This window comes from Allobosea sp. GW821-FHT03A12 (assembly GCF_058986765.1).
In genome coordinates, this window is sequence record NZ_JBYSVZ010000005.1 from 96508 (window position 1) to 115576 (window position 19069).

Below are 19069 nucleotides of genomic sequence, written 5' to 3' on the forward strand. Positions count from 1 at the left end.
GCGTCAGCCATGGGCGGCCTCCGCCAGCAGGCCGGCGACGCGGGTCGACGTCTCAGGCGTCGTCGTCTCGATCAGGAAACGCCGCAGCAGGTTGCCGGCGATCTTGAGTCGGTAGGCGGCCGAGGCGCGCATATCGGTCAGCGGGGTGAAATCCTGTGCGAGCGCGGCGATTGCGGCAGCGATCGCTGCCTCGTTCCAGGAGCGGCCAAGCAAGGCGGCTTCCGCAGCTTTCGCCCGCTTCGGGATGCCGGCCATGCCGCCATAGGCGAGCCGCGCCTCGCTGACGCGCCCGGCTTCATCCAGCGTCAGATGGAACGCCCCGCAGACAGCCGAGATGTCCTCGTCGAAGCGCTTGGAGATCTTAGAGGTATGGAAGAGGGCACCCGCAGGCAGCTTCGGCACCAGCACGGCCTCGACGAATTCGCCGGGCTGTCGATCCTGCTTGCGGTAGTCGAGGAAGAAGGCTTCGAGCGGGAGCTCGCGGCGCTCGCCATCTTTGCGCAAAACTAGCGTTGCGCCGAGCGCGATCAGCGCCGGTGGCAGATCGCCGATCGGCGAGCCATTGGCGATGTTGCCGCCGATCGTGCCGGCATTGCGGACCTGCTCGCCGCCGAAGCGGCGCATCATCTCGTCGAGCTGTGGCGAGATGGTTGCCAATGCCTCGCGAACCGCGATCTGGTTGGCCATCGCACTAAGGCGAAGGTGGTCACCTTCATCCGAGATCGCACGCAGTTCGTCGATCCGGCCGAGATAGACCACCGGGTCGAGCCGGCGCATGCCCTTGGTGACCCAGAGGCCGACATCGGTGGCGCCAGCCACGAGCGTCGCCTGCGGATGGGTGCTGACGAGCTCGGCGAGGGCCTCGATCGTGGCGGGAGCATAGAAATGGCGCTCGCCATCTCCGATCGAGATCGTCTCGCCGTCAGCGAGCGCCTTCAGCCGGTTGATGAGTGCGGGTATCCCCGCGACGAAGCGGTCCTTCCCGCGCTCAGCTGCATCCATGCGCTGCGCCGCCGCGATGATCGGCTCGTAGCCGGTGCAGCGGCAGAGATTGCCGGCGAGCGCATCCTCGATCCGCTGCACCGAAGGCGCGCGCTCGTTCAGCCAGAGCGCGAGCAGCGACATCACGAAACCGGGCGTGCAGAAGCCGCATTGCGAGCCATGGCAGTCGACCATCGCCTGCTGCACCGGATGGAGCGCCCCGTCAGGGCTTCTCAGATGCTCGACGGTCAGCACATGGCAGCCGTCCAGCGTCGGCAGGAAGCGGATGCAGGCGTTGATCGCCTCATAGCGCAGGCGGTCGCCGTCGAGCCGGCCGACCACGATGGTGCAGGCGCCGCAATCGCCCTCGGCGCAGCCCTCCTTGGTGCCGGTGCGGCGGCGGTCGAGCCTGAGCCAGTCGAGCACCGTGCGGGTCGGATCGCAGGATGCGATCTCGACCAGCTCGTCACCGAGCAGGAAACGCACGCTCTCACGCATGGCGGGTTGGTGCATGGCGGTCTTGCCGCTCGCAGATCGGATTCATGCCCCAAGATTAGGCACGTTCGCGGCTTGGCCGGAAGCTTTGATTTGGTGCAGATATGATCGCGATTTGAGCCGGAGCGGCGAGCCTTGAGCAAAGACGGTGCGACCTTAGCCCTGCGCGGCCGGCTTCTCTGGTTCGTCGCCGATCCGCACGAGATCGGCGAGGCCGCGCATCGCTATGTCGAGGACGGTCTGGTCGTCATCGAGAACGGTATAATCCGGGCTGCCGGCGCGGCGAGGGCGCTGCTGCCCACGCTGCCGGCTGGCGCCGCCATCACCGACCATCGCCCGCACCTGATCATGCCGGGCTTCATCGATGCCCACATCCATATGCCGCAAACCCAGGTGATCGCCTCCTATGGCGCGCAACTGATGGAGTGGCTGAACAGATACACCTTCGTCGAGGAGCAGAAGCTGGCGCAGCAGGGCCATGCGCAGAAGCTCTCCGCCTTCCTGCTCGACGAGTTGCTGGCGAGCGGCACCACCACTGCGGCGGTCTATTGCTCCGTGCACAAGCAGTCGGCCGAGGCCTTCTTCACAGAATCGCATCGGCGCAACACCCGCATGATCGCCGGCAAGGTGATGATGGACCGCAACGCTCCGCCGGCGCTGACCGATACGGCCGAGAGCGGCTATGTCGACAGCAAGGCGCTGATCGACCGCTGGCATGGCAAGGGCCGGCAGCTCTATGCGATCACGCCGCGCTTCGCCGTGACCTCGACGCCGGAGCAGATGGCGGCCTCGCAGCGGCTGGTGGAGGAGCATCCCGAGTGCTTCGTCCAGACCCATATCAACGAGAACCGCGCCGAGATCGCTTTCGCCAGGGAGCTTTATCCCGACGCCGCCGACTATGCCGGCATCTACGAGGATTACGGACTGCTGGGTAGGAAGAGCCTGCTCGGCCATTGCATCCACATGACCAAGCGCGAATGGCGCGCCTTCGCTGAAGCTGGCGCGATCGCCGTGTTCTGCCCGACCTCGAACCTCTTTCTCGGCTCCGGCCTGTTCGATTGGGCGCGAGCCCGACACGAGGGCGTCAAGGTCGCGGTCGCCACCGATATCGGCGGCGGCACCTCCTATTCGATGCTGTGCACCATGGCCGAGGCCTACAAGATCCTGCAGTTGCAGGGCCAGTCGCTCTCGGCCTTCGAGGCGCTACACGCGATCACGCTGGGCAATGCGGCGGCGCTTGGCCTCGACCATCTGATCGGCTCGTTCGAGCCGGGGCGCGAGGCCGATGTCGTCGTGCTCGACCCCGCCGCGACGCGAGCGATGGCGCACCGGCTGGAGACGGTGCGCGACCTCGCCGAGGAGCTCTTCGTGTTGGTCACGCTCGGCGACGAGCGCAATGTCGTCGCGACCTATGTGATGGGGCAGTTGGCCTCTGTGTGTTCAACGAATTGAATTTTCGTTGAACACACGCTAGTGTTCAACGAAATCTGCAATTGTTGAACACGGATGAGCCCCGCGACCTATCATTCTTCGCTTGCCCATGCGGCTTATCACGATCTGCTGCGCTCGCTGCTCGATGAGGCGGTGTCGGCGGTTCGCGGGACACCGACACGCGTCGAGCGGAACGGACGAGCTTATTGGTACAACAGCTATCGCGTCGGCTCCGAGGTCAAGAAGTCCTATATCGGAGAGGATAGCGAAGCGCTCCGGCAGCGTCTTGAGCAGATCCCGGTGCTTCGCGAGCAAGTTGCCGCCGCGCAAGCCAACCGGACCCGGTTGATCAGAATTCTGCGCGCCGAGGGTTTTCTTGGCGTCGATGCCGGGACAGGCAGCCTGCTGGCGGCAATGGCGAAGGCCGGCGTCTTCCGCCTGGGCGGCACGCTGGTCGGGACGGTGGCCTTTCGTCTTTATGAAGGCGAACTCGGCATCCGTTTCGGCCTCGATCAGGCGGCGCAGACCAATGACATCGACATAGCCAGCTTCGAGCGCTTGTCGCTTGCGCTCGATGACGTGGTCGAAGAAGCGCTTCCGCGGCTGCTGGCAGGGTTTTCGTTCGCGCCGGCACCGGTGCTCGATGAGCGCCGTGCCTGGCGCTGGAAGCAGAGCCGCAGCGAAACGCTGGTCGAGTTTCTCACGCCTGCTTTCACGGAGCGTGAGGAGCCGCGGCAGTTGCCGGCCCTCGGCATCCACGCGCAGTCCCTGCATTACCTCAACTACCTGATCGCCGAGCCGATCAAGGCCGCGGTCACCTATCGCGGCGGCGTGCTGGTCCAGATTCCGCGCCCCGAGCGATTCGCCATCCACAAGCTTATCGTCTCGGACCGTCGGCAAGGCGGGCCGGACAGCCTCAAGGCGGTGAAGGATCGCCGCCAGGCCGCCATGCTGATCGACATTCTGGCCCGCGATCGGCCTGACGAACTGCGGGAGGCCTATGAGGACGCGCAGGCACGCGGGCCGCGCTGGCGGGAACGCCTCACCGCGGCGATCGGGCGCATCGACGGCTTGGGCAAGCGGCTGGCGGCGCTGTGAACGCCGCCGGAGCAGTCCCTCAGCCGAGCACGCCGCCCTTGCGGGCGTGGTCGAGATAGATCTCGCGCAGGCGGATCGTCGCCGGGCCCGGCGCGCCATTGTGGATGCTGTGGCCGTCGATCGTCGTCACCGGCATCACCAGGCTGGTCGCCGAGGTGATGAAGGCCTCCTCGGCGTCGAGCGCTTCGTCCAGCGTGAACTCGCGCTCTTCGAAGGTGAAGCCGCTTTCCGCTAGGAAGGCGAGCACGGCCGTGCGGGTGATGCCCGGCAGCACCTTGTGCGAGAGCGGGCGCGAGATCAGCGTCTTGCCCTTGACGATCCAGGCGGTCGACGAGGCGCCCTCGGTCACGACGCCGTCTTCGATCATCCAGGCTTCCTGCGCGCCGTTCTCAGCGGCGAACTGCTTGGCCAGCACGGGAGCGAGCAGGTTGACGCTCTTGATGTCGCGCCGCGCCCAGCGCAGATCCGGCGTGCTGACGACCTTGATGCCGGTCTTGGCCAGCGGCGTATTGGCGAACTGACGCGCCTGCGTGAACAGGACCAGGGACGCCTTCACGCCCTTCGGAAACGGAAAGTCGCGATCGGAAGCGCCGCGCGAGACCTGCAGATAGATGCTGCCTTCGTCCAGGCTGTTGCGGGCCATCAGCTCCTGATGGATTGCGATCAGCTCGGCGCGCGAGCAGGGCAGCTCAAGCCCGATCTCGCCGGCTGAGCGCTCCAGCCGCGCCAGATGCGCCTCGCAATCGACCAGCTTGCCGCCGAGCACGGCCGAGACCTCGTAGATGCCGTCGCCGAAGATGAAGCCGCGGTCGAAGATCGAGATCGTCGCCTCTTCCTCGGGAAGATAGGCGCCATTGACGTAGACGGTGCGGCTCATGGGGAAGGGTCTCATGCGGGAAGGACGGACCTTCCTAGCCGAGCCGGGCGCGCGAGGCGAGATATCATGCCGGCTTGCCGACCGGCGTTCGATGCAGGGCTGCGCTAGCTGACGGTCTTCGCCTCGAAATGGCGCTGGCGGAAGGCGCGGACCTTGGCACGATTGCCGCAGACCGACATCTCGCACCAGCGCCGCAGCCGGTTCTTGGTGGTGTCGAAGAACAGCCAGCCGCAATGGTCGCCCTCGCATTGCTTGATGCGGGCAAGGTTCTGCTGGGTCAGGACGGTCAACGCCGACAGCGCGATCGGCCCGCGGATCGCCTCGCTCAGGGCTTGGCTGGCGTCCCAGCGCCAGACGAAGCCGTCGCCAAACGGCGAGAGCTTGGCGCAGGCGAGGCAATGCGCGTGGATGGCGGCCAGCTGCATCCGATCCTCTTCGCTCGGCGGCTGGCGACGAGAGAGGGCGGCGCCGATCCGGTAGATCGTGTCGCGCAGATCGAGTGCCTCGGCGAGTAGGCGTGCCGCCAGCCTGCCATCCGCCTCGACCGCGGCCAGCGCCGCGTCCCGGTCGCTGTCGCTGATCACCTTGGCGTGCCGCGCCCAGATCACGACGTCGCGCCCTTCGCGCAGATGCTCGAGCTCATTCGGCCCGCCGCGATCGGAGGTGGTGTTGGTGAAGTCGAAGGCGAGCTCGCTGGCGACGAGCGGCAAGGAACCGGCGCGGCTGGGGCCGCCTATGCGATCGACTGTCATGTAACCAGCTATCTCAGATTTACAGGTTAAAGCAAGCGACGTAGCGTCCGGCCACGGCTTGGACCGTGGAGGAGAACGGTGATGAGGACCAATCTGATCGCGATGCTCGCCGCAGGCGCGCTCGCGGTGTCGCAGGGCGCAGCGCAGGCGCAGGTGAAGCTCGGCGTCGTCGGTCCGATGACCGGCGCGAGCGCTGCCTTCGGCGCGCAATTGAAGAACGGGGTCGAGCAGGCGGTCGCCGACATCAATGCCGCCGGCGGCATTCTCGGCCAGACGATCGTGCTTTCAAGCGGCGACGATGTCGGCGATCCCAAGCAGGGCGTCTCGGTCGCCAACAAATTCGTCGGCGATGGAGTCAAGCTCGTCGTCGGCCATTTCAACTCCGGCGTCACCATGCCGGCGTCCGAAGTCTATGCCGAGAACGACATGCTGATGATCAGCCCGTCGGCGACCAATCCGAAGATCACCGAGCGCGGCCTCTGGAACGTCTTCCGCACCTGCGGCCGCGACGACCAGCAGGGCATCGTCGCCTCCGGCCATATCGCCAAGACCTTCAAGGGCAAGGTGATCGTCGTCGTCCATGACAAGACGACCTACGGCCAGGGCCTCGCCGACGAGACCCGCAAGGGCCTGCACGCCGCCGGCATCAAGGAGGCGCTCTATGAAGGCGTCAACACTGGCGAGAAGGATTTCTCCGCACTGGTCTCGAAGATCAAGGCAGCCAAGGCCGACCTGCTCTATTGGGGTGGGCTGCACACCGAGCTCGGCCTGATCGTCCGGCAGATGCGCGACCAGGGCCTGACCACGGTGGCGATGGGCGCCGACGGCATCACCTCCGACGAGTACGCCGTGATCGGCGGCCCGGGTACCGAAGGCACGCTGATGACCTTCCCGCCCGATCCGCGCCGGCGCCCCGCTGCCGCCGAGGTGGTCAAGCGCTTCGAGGCCAAGGGCATCAATCCCGAGGCCTACACACTCTACTCCTATGCCGCGGTCCAGATCATGAAGCAGGCGGCCGAGCAGGCGAAATCGCTCGATCCGAAGAAGATCGCCGCCGCGATGCACTCCGGCATGACCTTCAAGACCGTGCTCGGCGACATGTCCTATGACAAGAAGGGCGACCGCACCAATCTCGACTACACCGTCTACACCTGGAAGAAGGGGGCGGACGGCAAGATCAGCTATGTCGAGAACTAGAGCGTTTTTCGATCAGACTGGGTCGCGAGAATCGTCATTGCGAGGAGCGTAGCGACGAAGCAATCCAGGAGCGGCAGAGCACTACGTCTCCCTGGATCGCTTCGCTATGCTCGCAATGACGGCTCAGCTGGCCGAAATCGCTCTAACAGCTTGAGCTAGCCGGTGTCGGTGGCCTCCCCTGGCCGGACATCGATAGGGCGCCGCTTCGCACCAGCGAGGCGGCGTTTTCGTTTCAGCACTTCAGCGCGGCCGCGATCAGGCGCTGGGTGTAGTCCTGCTGCGGTGCCTCGAAGATCGCCTCGGTCGGCCCGCGCTCGACCACTCTGCCGTCCTTCATCACCATGACCTCGTCGGCCATGGCGCGGACCACGGCAAGGTCGTGGCTGATGAAGAGATAGGAGAGATCGTGCACCGCCTGCAGCTCCTTGAGCAGGGCGACGATGCTCTGCTGCACCGTCCGGTCGAGCGCCGAGGTCGGCTCGTCCAGCACGACCAGCGCCGGATGCAGGATCATGGCGCGGGCGATGGCGATGCGCTGGCGCTGGCCGCCGGAGAACTCATGCGGATAGCGATTGCGCAGGGCCGGGTCGAGGCAGACCTCGGTGAGCGCTGCCGCGGCCCGCCGCTCGCGCTCGGCGCGTGACAAAGCGGGTTCGTGCACCAGCAGGCCCTCGGTGATGATCTCGCCGACGGTGAGGCGCGGCGAGAGCGAGCCGAACGGGTCCTGGAACACGACCTGCAGGCTCCGGCGCAAGGGACGCATCGCGGCGCGGTCAAGCGGGGCAAGCGCCCGGTCCTCGAAGCGGACGATCCCTGACGAGGGCAGGAGCTTGAGCAAGGCGCGTCCGAGCGTCGACTTGCCCGAGCCGGATTCGCCGACGATGCCGATGGTCTGGCCGCGTTTCAACGTCAGGTCGACGCCGTCGACGGCGTGCAGCGTCACCTTCTCTCGCTTGAGGAAGCCGCGGGACAGGTCGAAAGAGACGCGCAGGTCGCGGGCTTCGAGCAGGATCGGAGCGCCGGGCGGCGGTGGCGCCTTGTGGCCATGTGGCTCGGCCGCGAGCAGTGCCCTGGTGTAAGGATGCCGTGGCGCCTCGAAGATCACCTGCGCCGGGCCGCTCTCGACGACCTCGCCAGCCTTCATCACATAGACGCGTTCGGCATATTTGCGGACCAGGCCGAGATCATGGCTGATCAGGATCACCGCCATGCCGAGCCGCTGCCTGAGCTCGGCGATCAACGCCAGAATCTCGGCCTCGATGGTGACGTCGAGCGCCGTGGTCGGCTCGTCGGCGATCAGGATGTCGGGATCGTTGGCGAGGGCCATCGCGATCATCACGCGCTGACGCTGCCCGCCGGAGAGCTCGTGCGGATAGGAATCGAGCCGGCGCTCCGGATGCGGGATGCGCACCAGCTTCAGCAGTTCCAGCGCCCGTGCCCGCGCCGCCTTGCGCGACAGGCCCTGATGCTTGCACAAGGGGGCCGCCATCTGCGTGCCGATCCGGAACAGAGGATCGAGCGAGGTCATTGGCTCCTGGAAGATCATCGCGAGCTTGCGGCCGCGATAGCTGTTCAGGACTGCAGGCGGCAGCTTCAGAAGATCGACCTCGCGATAGCGGATCGCGCCGGCGACCTCGCCATTGCTGGCGAGCAGGCCCATCGCCGCCATCACGCTCTGGCTCTTGCCGGAACCGGATTCGCCGACGACGGCGACGAACTCGCCGGGGCCGATATCGAGATCGATGCCGCGCACCGCCTCGCACGGGCCGTCATTGGTGCGGAAGCGGACCTTGAGGTCGCGGATGGCGAGGATCGGTTCGCCCGCCATCTCAGCGATCCCGCGGGTCGAGCGCGTCGCGCAGGCCGTCGCCGAGGAAGTTGAGCGAGAACAGCGTCGTCACCAGGAAGACGGCGGGGAAGATCAGCATCCACGGCGTCGCCTGGATGGCGCGGGCGCCGTCCGAGATCAGCACGCCCCAGCTCGTCATCGGCTCCTGCACGCCGAGGCCGAGGAAGGAGAGGAAGCTTTCGAGCAGGATCACTTTCGGCACCAAGAGGGTGACATAGACGACGACCGGCCCGAGCGTGTTGGGGATGACGTGGCGCCTGAGGATGCCGCCGGTCGAGACGCCGAGCGCCTCGGCCGCCAGCACATAGTCCTGCCGCCTGATCGAGAGCGCCTGGCCGCGGACGATGCGAGCCATATCGAGCCATTCGATCGCGCCGACGGCGAGGAACATCAGGATGAAGTTCCGGCCGAAGAAGACGACGAGCAGGATGACGAAGAAGATGAAGGGCAGGGAGTAGAGCACGTCGACGATGCGCATCATCACCATGTCGATGCGCCCGCCGAGATAGCCGGCGGTCGCGCCATAGGCGACGCCGATGATCAGCGCGACGCCGGTGGCGAGCAGGCCGATGGCGAGCGAGACGCGGCCGGCGATCAGCGTGCGGGTGAGGAGGTCGCGGCCGTTGGAGTCGGTGCCGAACAGGAAGTATTGCCGCTTGATCGGAACCTCCAGACTGAGCCGGCGGCCCTCCTGCTCATTGGCGCTGATCACCGGCGTGCCGAACTGATCGGAGCGATCGAAATAGACCAGCAGGCGCTGGTCGATCGGCCGCAGCGCGGTCAGCACCAGTTTGACGCGGGTTGCATCTGCCGCGATCTCGCTCGGCGTCGCCCTGACCCGCGCCGCGATGCGCTGCACCGCGGTGGGGATGGCCTCGGCTTTGGGATAAGCCGAAAGGCTGGCGGGGACGCGGACATAGTCCTGGTAGACCCGGTCGTAAGGATGGCCCGTCAGCGGTGGGCCGACGATGCAGGCCAGGGTCATCAGCGCGAGCACGATCAGGCTCGCCACCGCGGCGCGGTTGCGCAGCAGGCGGATGCGGGCGTCCTGCCAGAGCGAGCGGCCGATGGGCGGGGTGGGGCAGGCGGCAGTGTCGCTCATCGCTCACTCCAGCCTGACGCGCGGGTCGAGCAGCGCGTAGAGCACGTCGACCACGAGGTTGAAGAGCAGCACGAAGATCGCGACCACGACGACCGTGCCCATCACCAGCGTGTAGTCGCGATTGAGCGCGCCCTCGACGAAATAGCGCCCGATGCCGGGAATGCCGAAGATCGTCTCGACCACGACCGAGCCGGTGAGCAGGCTCGCTGCCGCCGGCCCGAGATAGGACACGACTGGCAGCGCCGCACCGCGTGCGGCATGCAGCGCGATAGTCGTGGTCGAGAGGCCCTGGGCTCTGAGCGTGCGGATATGGTTGGCGCGCAAGGTTTCGATCATCGCCGCGCGTGTCATCCTGGCGATGACGGCGATCTGGGGGAGGGCGAGCGTCACGACCGGCAGCACGCTGTTGCGGAAGGCGCCGCCGTTCCAGCCGCCGACCGGCAGCCAGGCGAGCGTGAGCCCGAACACGATCTGCAGCACCGGCGCGACGACGAAGTTGGGGATGGTGATGCCGGCGGTGGCGAAACCGATCACCGCGTGGTCGGCCGCGCCGTTCTGGCGGAAGGCGGCGAGCATGCCGAGCGGGCCGCCGATCACGAGCGCGAGCAGCAGGGCCGAGGCGCCGAGGCGCATCGAGACCGGCAGCCCCTGCGCGAACAATTCGCCGATCGAGAAGTCGCGGAAATAGAAGGACGGGCCGAAATCGCCGCGCAGCAGGGCGGCGAGATAGGTCAGGTATTGCTGGAACAGCGGCTGGTCGAGCTTGTAGATGCGCCGCAGGTTCTCCATCACCTTGGCTTCGAGCGGCTGTTCGAGATCGAACGGTCCGCCCGGCGCGACGCGCATCAGGAAGAATGAGATCGTCACGATCACGAACAGGGTCGGGATCGCGGCGGTGAGACGACGCAGGATGTAGGTGAGCACGGAGGCGGTTCCTACGTCATGCTTGGGCCGGGCCCGAGCATCTCATGATCGCTGGCGGTCGCCCGCTTCGGCCTGAGATGGCCGGGTCAAGCCCGGCCATGACGTGCATCAGTCACGGCTTCAGGCTCAGGAACCGCGTCGGCAGCGCGCCGCGCAGGTTCTGCTGGAAGCCTTGCACCTTCGGCGACACCAGGTTCTTCGAGGAATAGTAGAGCACCGGGATCCACGGCACGTCCGCGGCGAGGATCGCATCGGCCTCGCGAAGGATCGCGGCGCGCTTGGCGATGTCGATCTCCTCCGCACCCTGTTTCATCAGCGCATCGAATTTCGGGTTGTTGTACTTGCCGGAGTTGAAGCCGGTATTGTCGCTCTGGAACAGGAACAGGAAGTTCTGCGGGTCGGAATAGTCGCCGATCCAGCCATAGCGGGCGATGTCGAAATCGCCGCCATCGCGCAGCAGGGCGAAATGCGTCTTGCCGTCGGTGTTGATGAAGCTGGTCTCGACGCCGATTGCCTTCCACTGCTCGGCGATGGCGATGACGGTGCGGCGGTTGTTGTCGGTGGTATTGTAGCGCAGCTGGACCTTGAGCGGGACGCCTGGTCCGAAGCCCGCGGCGGCGAGCAGCTTCTTGGCCTCGTCTTCGCGGTCGAGCGGGGACGTACCCTTGAAGTCGGCTTCGGCCCGCTCGCCGTAATTGCCGATGTTCGGCGGGATCACGCCATAGGCCGGCAGCATGGTGCCGCCCCAGATCTCCTCGGCGATGAACTCGCGATCGATCACCAGCGACAGGGCGCGACGCACCCGGATGTCGTCGAACGGTTTCTTGGCGGTGTTGATGATCAGGAAATAGGTGCCGAGATAGGGCGAGATCCGGACCTGATCCTTGCCGAGCTTCTCGCGCAATTGCTGGACCTGGTCGGCCGGAATGTCCGATGTCATCTGCAGCTCGCCGGCCTGGAAGCGGCGGGCGGCGGCCGAGAAGTCGGGCGTCGGATAGTAGATGACCGTGTCGATCTTGACGTTCGCGGCGTCGTGGAAATTCTTGTTCTTCTCCAGCCGGATATGTGAGTTCGGCACGAACTCCTTCAGCGTGTAGGCGCCGTTCGAAACCCAGTTCTCCGGCTTGACGAAGTCCTTGCCGAATTTCTGGACGGACGGCACATGGACCGGCAGCCCGGTCTGGTGCGTCAGCAGCTCCAGGAAATAGGGCGTCGGCCGCTCCAGCGAAATCTCGAGCGTGCGCTCGTCGAGCGCCTTGACGCCGAGATCCTCGAGCCTGGCGCCTTCACTGGCCTTGTTGATCTTCTCGGCGTTGAGGATCGGGTAGAGGATGTTGGCGTATTTCGCCCCGGTCTCCGGATTGACCATGCGCCGGAACGAGAACACGAAATCATTCGCCGTGACCGGGTCGCCATTCGACCATTTGGCGTTGGCGCGCAGCTTGAAGCTGTAGCTCTTGCCGTCCGGCGCCATCGTCCAGCTCTCGGCGACGCCGGGGACGACCTCGCCGTTGATGTGGTGGATCACCAGCCCCTCGGAGAGATCGCGCAGGAGATGGGCTTCGCTGACCGTCGAGGTCTTGTGCGAATCGAGTGTCTCGGGGTCGCCGTCATTGCCGCGATGGAACACGACCTGCGCCATGGCGGCGCCGGCAAAGCCCGCGAGCGCAAGAAAAAGGCCGCTCGCCAGCGCGAGCGGCCGGATGGCGCGCCTGATTCCGGACTGACGGTGGATCTCACGCATGAGCGCTCTCCGAACGTTTCGCACGGGCCCCTTTCCCGCTCCTGAAACGAAGTATGAGCCTATCGCGCGCCGCCCGCCAAGAGCGAAAAGCCGGTATCAACCGCTGAGCTTAAGTCACTGGCCTGCTTTCGAAAGCTGGCTCAGAAACAACTTCAACAAGGCCTCCCCCAAGGTCAGCCGGCGGCTGCCCGCCCCTGCGCCTCCGCGACCGCGACCGCGGTCATGTTGACGACGCCGCGCGCCGTCACATTGCCGGTGAGGATGTGCACCGGCTTGGCGGCGCCGATCAGGATCGGACCGACTGGCAACGCGTCGCCTAGCACCTTGGCGAACTGGTAGGCGATGTTGGCCGCGTCGAGGTTGGGAAAGATCAGGACGTTGGCGACGCCTTTCAGCTTCGAGGACGGCAACACCCGGTCACGGATCGCCGCGACGAGGGCGGTGTCGGCTTCCATCTCGCCGTCGCATTCCAGTTCCGGCGCGCGCTCCTGGATCAGCTTGACCGCCTTGCGCATCTTGATTGAGCTCGGCGTGTCGGCCGCGCCGAAATCCGAATGCGACAGGAGAGCGATCTTCGGGGCGATGCCGAAGCGCTCGACATGGCCTGCGGCGAGGATCGTCATGTCGGCGATCTCTTCGGCGGTAGGATCGTACTTCACATGGGTATCGGCCAGGAAGAACGCGCCCTTGCTGGTGATGACCAAGGTCATCGCCGCGATGTCGCAGACGCCGGGCTCCAGCCCGATGATGTCGCGGATATGGCGCAGCCGCGAGAGGAAGCGCCCTTCCAGGCCAGTGATCATCGCATCGGCCTCGCCGCGAGCCACGGCGAGCGCCGCGATCACCGTGTTGTTGGTGCGGACCAGCGAACGCGCCGCCTCGGGCGTGATACCGCGCCGGCCGGCGATGTCGAGATAGGTCTGGACATAGTCGCGATAGCGCGGATCGTCCTCGGGATTGATCAGTTCGCAATCGATGCCGGGCCTGATCGTCAGGCCGAAGCGCTTGACGCGGGTCTCGATCACCGAAGGGCGGCCGATCAGGATCGGGATCGCCATGCCTTCCTCGATCGCGATCTGGGCGGCGCGCAGCACGCGCTCATCCTCGCCCTCGGCGTAGATCACTCGCTTCGGGTCGGCCTTGGCCTTGGCGAAGAGCGGCTTCATCAGGAAGCCGGAGCGGAAGACGAAGCGCGACAGGTCCTCGCGATAGGCCTCCAGGTCGATCAGCGGCTTCTTGGCGACGCCGGTCGCCATCGCCGCTTCCGCCACCGCCGGCGCGATGCGCAGGATCAGGCGCGGATCGAACGGGTTGGGGATCAGCGAGTTCGCGCCGAAGGTCGAGGCTTCGCCGCCATAGGCGCGCGCCGCCACGTCCGAGGTCGCCTCGCGGGCGAGTGCCGCGATGGCGCGGACGGCGGCGAGCTTCATCGGCTCATTGATCGTCGTCGCCTGCACATCGAGCGCGCCGCGGAAGATGTAGGGGAAGCACAGGACGTTGTTGACCTGGTTCGGATAGTCCGAGCGGCCGGTGCAGATCATCGCGTCCGGGCGGACGGCGAGGGCCTCCTCCGGCATGATCTCCGGATAGGGGTTGGCCAGCGCCAGGATGAGCGGCTTTTGCGCCATCTCCTTGGCCATCTCCGGCTTCAGCACGCCGGCGGCGGAAAGGCCGAGGAAGATGTCTGCGCCGGGAATGACTTCGGCGAGCGTGCGGGCTTCGGTCTCCTGGGCGTAGACCTCTTTCCAGCGGTCCATCAGGGTGTTGCGGCCCTTGTAGACCACGCCGTCGAGGTCGGTGACCCAGATGTTCTGCGTGCGGGCGCCCAGCGAGACGAGCAGGTTGAGGCAGGCCAGCGCGGCCGCGCCGGCGCCGGAGACGACGATCTTGACGTCGCCGATCTTCTTGCCGGCGAGGTCGAGCCCGTTCAGGACGGCGGCGCTGACGATGATCGCGGTGCCATGCTGGTCGTCATGGAAGACCGGGATGTTCATCCGGGCCTTGAGCTGCTCCTCGATCTCGAAGCATTCAGGGCCCTTGATGTCCTCGAGGTTAATGCCGCCGAAGGTCGGCTCCAGCGCCGCGACGACATCGACGAACTTCTCGATGTTCTTCTGCTCGACCTCGATGTCGAAGCAGTCGATCCCGGCGAATTTCTTGAAGAGGACGGCCTTGCCCTCCATCACCGGCTTGGAGGCGAGCGGACCGATATCGCCAAGGCCGAGCACGGCGGTGCCGTTGGTGATGACGGCCACGAGGTTCTGGCGCGAGGTCAGCTCGGCGGCCTCGCCCGGGTCCTCGACGATCGCCTCGCAGGCGGCGGCGACGCCAGGCGAATAGGCGAGCGCCAGGTCGCGCTGGTTGCCGAGCGGCTTGGTCGCCTGGATCTCTAGCTTACCCGGCTTGGGAAGGCGGTGGTAGACGAGCGCGCCCGAACGAAGGTCCGCCGACAAGGTGCTCTTAGCCATCCCACGCTTCCTCTGCGCTGCCGTTGTGAGATCAGGAGGTCGCGCGGAACACCTGCCCGCGTCAAGCGTCGCTGAAGCAATAATCTTGCTTCAGAACGGAGGCATCACGCCGCGAGCGCCCCGACGCCGCCATCGTGCAGATGGCACGCGGCGACATGGCCGGAGGCGATCTCCTTCAGCGCCGGGCGCTCGGCCTTGCAGCGCGGCCCCGCCTGCGGGCAGCGCGGGTGAAAATGGCAGCCGGAGGGCGGGTGCAGCGGCGAGGGGATCTCGCCCTTCAATGGGGCGAAGCGCTTCTTGCGGGCGCTGATCGTCGGGACATTGGCGAGCAGCGCCTGCGCGTAGGGGTGCTGCGGGCCCTTGAACAATTCGCTCGCCGGAGCCGCCTCGACGACGCGGCCGAGATACATGATCACGACCCGATCGGAGAGGTGGCGGACCACCGAGAGATCATGGCTAATGAAAAGATAAGTCAGGTTAAGTTCGTCGCGCAGCTTCATGAAAAGATTCAGGACTTGGGCCTGAATCGATACATCAAGTGCGGCCACGCTCTCATCGCAGACGAGAAACTGCGGCTTGACCGCCAGCGCCCGTGCAATGCCGATGCGGGCGCGCTGGCCGCCGGAGAACTGGTGCGGATAGCGGCGGCGATAGGTCGAGTCGAGCCCGACCCGGTCGAGCATCTCGGCGACATAGGCGTCCTGCTGCGCCTTCGGCACCAGCCCGTGCACGACCGGCGCCTCGCCGACGATGTCGGTGACGCGCAGGCGCGGATTGAGCGAGGACATCGGGTCCTGGAAGATCATCTGGATGGCGAGCGTCGCCGCCTTGCGCTCCTCCGACGACATCTCGTCGGTGTAGCGCCCGCGCCAGGAGACGCGGCCGGAGCTGGCATGGTGGACACCGGCGACGACGCGTCCGAGCGTCGACTTGCCGCAACCGGATTCGCCGACGAGGCCGACGACTTCGCCCTGGCGGATCGAGAGATCGACGCTGTCGACGGCGTGGACGGTCTGCTCGCTGTAGTTGGCGCCGAGCAGGTTGGCGAATTTCGAGGCGGCATCGAGCGGCTTGGTGAAGCGCTTCGAGACGCCTTCGAGGGTGAGGATCGGCGTGCTCATGCCGCGACTCCGGCGAGGTTCAGCGGGTGGTGGCAGCGCACGCCGCGCTCGCCCGGGAACGGGCTGACGTCAGGGGCGCTGGCTAGGCAATCGGCCTGCGCATAATCGCAGCGCGCCGCGAAGGCGCAGCCCTGCGGCAGGCGCGCCAGTGACGGCGTCGAGCCCCTGATCTGGCGCAAGGGCGCGCCGGGCTCGCCCTCGGCTGGCAGCGAGCCGAGCAGGCCGCTGGTGTAGGGGTGGAGCGGAGTGTCGAGCACCGGATCGACGGCGCCGGTCTCGACGATGCGGCCGGCATACATCACCGCGATGCGGTCGGCGAGGCCGGCGACGACGCCGAGATCATGGGTGATCCAGACCAGCGCCGTGCCGGTATCGGCGCAGAGCCCCTGCATCTCCGCCAGGATCTGGCTCTGGATGGTGACGTCGAGCGCCGTGGTCGGCTCGTCGCAGATGATCAGAGGCGGGCGGTGCAGCAGGGCGATCGCGATCGCGACGCGCTGGCGCATGCCGCCGGAGAACTGATGCGGATAGGCGTTGAGCCGCTCTTCGGGTGAGGGGATGCCGACCTTGGCGAGGGCGTCGCGGGCACGGTCACGGGCCGCCTTATGCGAGACCTTGTCATGGGCGGTGACGGCCTCGATCATCTGCGTATCGACGCGCAGGACCGGGTTCAGCGTCATCATCGGGTCCTGGAAGATCATCGCGACCTCGCGGCCGCGGACCTTGCGGAAACCCTCTTCGTCGAGCCCGACCAGCTCCTTGCCGTTGAGTTTGATCGAGCCCTCGACGATCTTCCCGGGCGGATCGATCAGGCCCATCACCGAGAAGCCGGTGACCGATTTGCCCGAGCCGGATTCGCCGACGAGGCCGAGCACCTCGCCGCGATCGACCCGGAAGGAGACGCCGTCGACCGACTTCACCGTGCCGGCGCGGGTGAAGAAATGGGTCTTGAGACCGCTGACTTCGAGAACGGGCGCCATGCTCACTTCTCCAGCCGCGGGTTGAGCACGTCGCGCAGGCGGTCGCCGACCAGGTTGATCGACACGATCGTCAGCAGCAGCGCAAAGCCGGGGAAGACGGAGATCCAGTAGCTGCCCGAGAGCATGTACTGGAAGCCGTTGGCGATCAGCACGCCGAGCGAGGGCTCGGTCTGCGGCAGGCCGACGCCGAGGAAGGACAGCGTCGCCTCCAGCGAGATCGCATGGGCCGTCTGCACGGTGACGATGACGATGACCGGCGCGAGGCAGTTCGGCAGGATGTGCCGGAAGACGGTGCGGGCATGGGAGAGGCCGAGCGACTGGGCCGCCTCGACATACTCCTTGCGCCGCTCGACCAGCGCCGAGCCGCGCACGGTGCGGGCGTAATAGGCCCATTGCACCATCACCAGCGCGATGATGATCTTGTCGACGCCCTTGCCGAGGCCCGCCACCAGGATCAGCGCAACCAGCACCGACGGCAGCGAGAGCTGCAGGTCGACGAGGCGCATGATCGCGGTCTCGGTGCGACCCCCGGCATAGGCGGCGACCAGGCCGATCGCTGCGCCGATGCTCGCCGCCAGGATGCCGGAGAAGGCGCCCACCATCAGCGAGATGCGCAGGCCGTAGAGGATGCCCGAGAGCAGGTCGCGGCCGACGCCATCCGAGCCGAGCCACATGGTGAAGCCTTCGCCCGAGACCGAGCCCGGCGGCTGGCGCGAATCCATCACGTCGACGCTGGCGAGGTCGTACGGGTTCTGCGGCGCGATCAGCGGCGCGGCGAGAGCGAGCAGGACGATCAGGATGAAGAGGGCGAGCCCGAACAGCGCCAGCCGGTCCTCGATGAAGGAGCGGACGAAGCGTTGGAACGGCGTCTCCTCCTTGGCAGGGGCGGTCGGCGGCGTGGCCGCGGTCTTGGGCAGGGTGGCGTCGCTCATGATGTCGCCTCCGTCAGGCGCACGCGTGGGTCGAGCGCCGAATAGACCAGGTCGACCAGGAGGTTGATGGTGACGAACAGCACGACGACGACCATGACATAAGCGACGATCACCGGCCGATCGAGCCGGGTGATCGCCTCCAGCAAAAGGCGGCCCATGCCCGGCCAGGCGAAGATCGTCTCGGTCACCACCGAGAAGGCGACGAGCGAGCCGAACTCCAGCCCGAGCACGGTGACGATCGGGATCATGATGTTCTTGAGGATGTGGACGCCGATGATCCGACTCTGCGACAGGCCCTTGGCCCGCGCGAACTTGACGTAGTCCATCAGCGCCGCCTCGCGTGCGCCGGCCCGCGCCAGGCGGATCACCAGCGAGATCTTGAGCAGCGCCAGGTTGAAGGCCGGCAGCGCGACATGCTTCCAGCCCTGGACCGAGAGCAGCGAGGTCTCGATGCCGAAGATCGAGACGGTGGGCCCGCGCCCGGTTGCCGGCAGCCAGCCGAGGCTGACCGCGAAGGTCAGGATCAGCATCAGGCCGACCCAGAAGGTCGGCAGCGAGAAGCCGAGGATCGAGACCGCCATGATGAAGCGCGAGAGCCGGCTCTCCGGCTTCAGGCCGGCATAGAGGCCGAGCGGCAGGCCGATCACGATCGCCAGCACCAGTGCGACGAAGGCGAGCTCCAGCGTCGCCGGCATGCGGCTGAGAATCAGCTTGATCGCGGATTCGCCGTGGACGAAGGAGCGGCCGAGATCGCCTTGGGCGGCGTTCTTCAGGAAGACCAGGAACTGTTCCCAGATCGGCCGGTCGAGCCCGAGCGCGCGGGCCGTCTCGGCGATCTGCTGCTGGTCCATCTCCGGCGAGATCAGCATGTAGATCGGATCGCCGACGACATTCACGCCGAAGAAGACGATCACGAGCATCGCCGCGATGACAAAGAAAGCTTGCGCCAGGCGGCGCAGGATGAATGCCAGCATGGTCCGGTGCCTTCCGGATCGGGAGTGCGGGAGACCGCCCCATCCGGCAGGGCCGGTGGGGTAGCTCTTCGCATTTCAACAAGGAAAGAGTGTCGCGCGGTCCGGACCGGGCTTCAAGCCGGTCCGGACCGGATCGACGGAGGC

At 66.4% G+C, this 19069-nt stretch carries 15 protein-coding genes; 3 read left to right on the forward strand and 12 right to left on the reverse strand.

The genetic code is table 11. From position 1 onward, the window contains the following. Positions 1-3: 3 nt before the first annotated feature. Entirely contained in the window at positions 4-1494 is a 1491-nt protein-coding gene (xdhA, locus tag AC3WLC_RS19050) for a xanthine dehydrogenase small subunit (protein WP_493685489.1), read from the reverse strand. A 117-nt stretch (positions 1495-1611) separates the two neighbouring features. On the opposite strand from xdhA, the gene guaD reads away from it, so the two are divergent. Further along, positions 1612-2928, forward strand: coding sequence for a guanine deaminase (gene guaD / locus AC3WLC_RS19055; RefSeq protein ID WP_493685490.1), 1317 nt, complete (start codon positions 1612-1614; stop codon positions 2926-2928). Positions 2929-2982: 54 nt separating this feature from the next. After that, positions 2983-4005, forward strand: coding sequence for a nucleotidyltransferase family protein (locus tag AC3WLC_RS19060; protein WP_493685491.1), 1023 nt, complete (start codon positions 2983-2985; stop codon positions 4003-4005). 19 nt (positions 4006-4024) lie between these two features. Here the strand turns inward: AC3WLC_RS19060 and AC3WLC_RS19065 are convergent, their stop codons facing one another. Further along, positions 4025-4882, reverse strand: coding sequence for a D-amino-acid transaminase (locus tag AC3WLC_RS19065; protein WP_493685492.1), 858 nt, complete (start codon positions 4880-4882; stop codon positions 4025-4027). Positions 4883-4986: 104 nt separating this feature from the next. Continuing rightward, positions 4987-5634, reverse strand: coding sequence for a CGNR zinc finger domain-containing protein (locus AC3WLC_RS19070; protein ID WP_493685493.1), 648 nt, complete (start codon positions 5632-5634; stop codon positions 4987-4989). Between the two features lie 81 nt (positions 5635-5715). Here AC3WLC_RS19070 and AC3WLC_RS19075 point away from each other — a divergent pair, with 81 nt between their 5' ends. Then, positions 5716-6831 carry a branched-chain amino acid ABC transporter substrate-binding protein gene (locus AC3WLC_RS19075; RefSeq protein WP_493685494.1) on the forward strand — a complete coding sequence of 372 codons (1116 nt, stop codon included), beginning with the start codon at positions 5716-5718 and terminating at the stop codon, positions 6829-6831. A gap of 232 nt (positions 6832-7063) precedes the next feature. On the opposite strand, the gene AC3WLC_RS19080 is transcribed toward AC3WLC_RS19075, so the two are convergent. From AC3WLC_RS19080 to AC3WLC_RS19120, 9 genes are all read right to left on the reverse strand, one after another. Next, positions 7064-8659 carry an ABC transporter ATP-binding protein gene (locus AC3WLC_RS19080; RefSeq protein WP_493685495.1) on the reverse strand — a complete coding sequence of 532 codons (1596 nt, stop codon included), beginning with the start codon at positions 8657-8659 and terminating at the stop codon, positions 7064-7066. A 1-nt stretch (position 8660) separates the two neighbouring features. Beyond that, positions 8661-9782: an ABC transporter permease subunit gene (locus AC3WLC_RS19085; RefSeq protein ID WP_493685496.1), complete on the reverse strand. Its 1122-nt coding sequence runs from the start codon at positions 9780-9782 to the stop codon at positions 8661-8663. A 3-nt stretch (positions 9783-9785) separates the two neighbouring features. Next, positions 9786-10706 (reverse strand): ABC transporter permease subunit, encoded by a 921-nt coding sequence (locus AC3WLC_RS19090; RefSeq protein ID WP_493685497.1) that lies wholly within the window; start codon positions 10704-10706, stop codon positions 9786-9788. 112 nt (positions 10707-10818) lie between these two features. After that, positions 10819-12450 carry a peptide ABC transporter substrate-binding protein gene (locus AC3WLC_RS19095; protein ID WP_493685498.1) on the reverse strand — a complete coding sequence of 544 codons (1632 nt, stop codon included), beginning with the start codon at positions 12448-12450 and terminating at the stop codon, positions 10819-10821. Positions 12451-12623: 173 nt separating this feature from the next. Then, positions 12624-14918 (reverse strand): NADP-dependent malic enzyme, encoded by a 2295-nt coding sequence (locus AC3WLC_RS19100; RefSeq protein ID WP_493685499.1) that lies wholly within the window; start codon positions 14916-14918, stop codon positions 12624-12626. 104 nt (positions 14919-15022) lie between these two features. Continuing rightward, on the reverse strand, positions 15023-16039 hold the full coding sequence (locus AC3WLC_RS19105; protein ID WP_493685500.1) for an ABC transporter ATP-binding protein: 1017 nt from the start codon (positions 16037-16039) through the stop codon (positions 15023-15025). Next, a complete protein-coding gene (locus AC3WLC_RS19110; protein ID WP_493685501.1) occupies positions 16036-17019 on the reverse strand; it encodes an ABC transporter ATP-binding protein in 984 nt (327 codons plus the stop codon). The genes AC3WLC_RS19105 and AC3WLC_RS19110 overlap by 4 nt, the downstream gene beginning before the upstream one ends. A gap of 2 nt (positions 17020-17021) precedes the next feature. Then, positions 17022-17951: an ABC transporter permease gene (locus AC3WLC_RS19115; RefSeq protein WP_493685502.1), complete on the reverse strand. Its 930-nt coding sequence runs from the start codon at positions 17949-17951 to the stop codon at positions 17022-17024. Further along, the gene (locus tag AC3WLC_RS19120) at positions 17948-18925 is read right to left on the reverse strand and encodes an ABC transporter permease (protein ID WP_493685503.1); all 978 of its coding nucleotides are present in this window, start codon (positions 18923-18925) and stop codon (positions 17948-17950) included. The genes AC3WLC_RS19115 and AC3WLC_RS19120 overlap by 4 nt, the downstream gene beginning before the upstream one ends. Between the last annotated feature and the right edge of the window lie 144 nt (positions 18926-19069).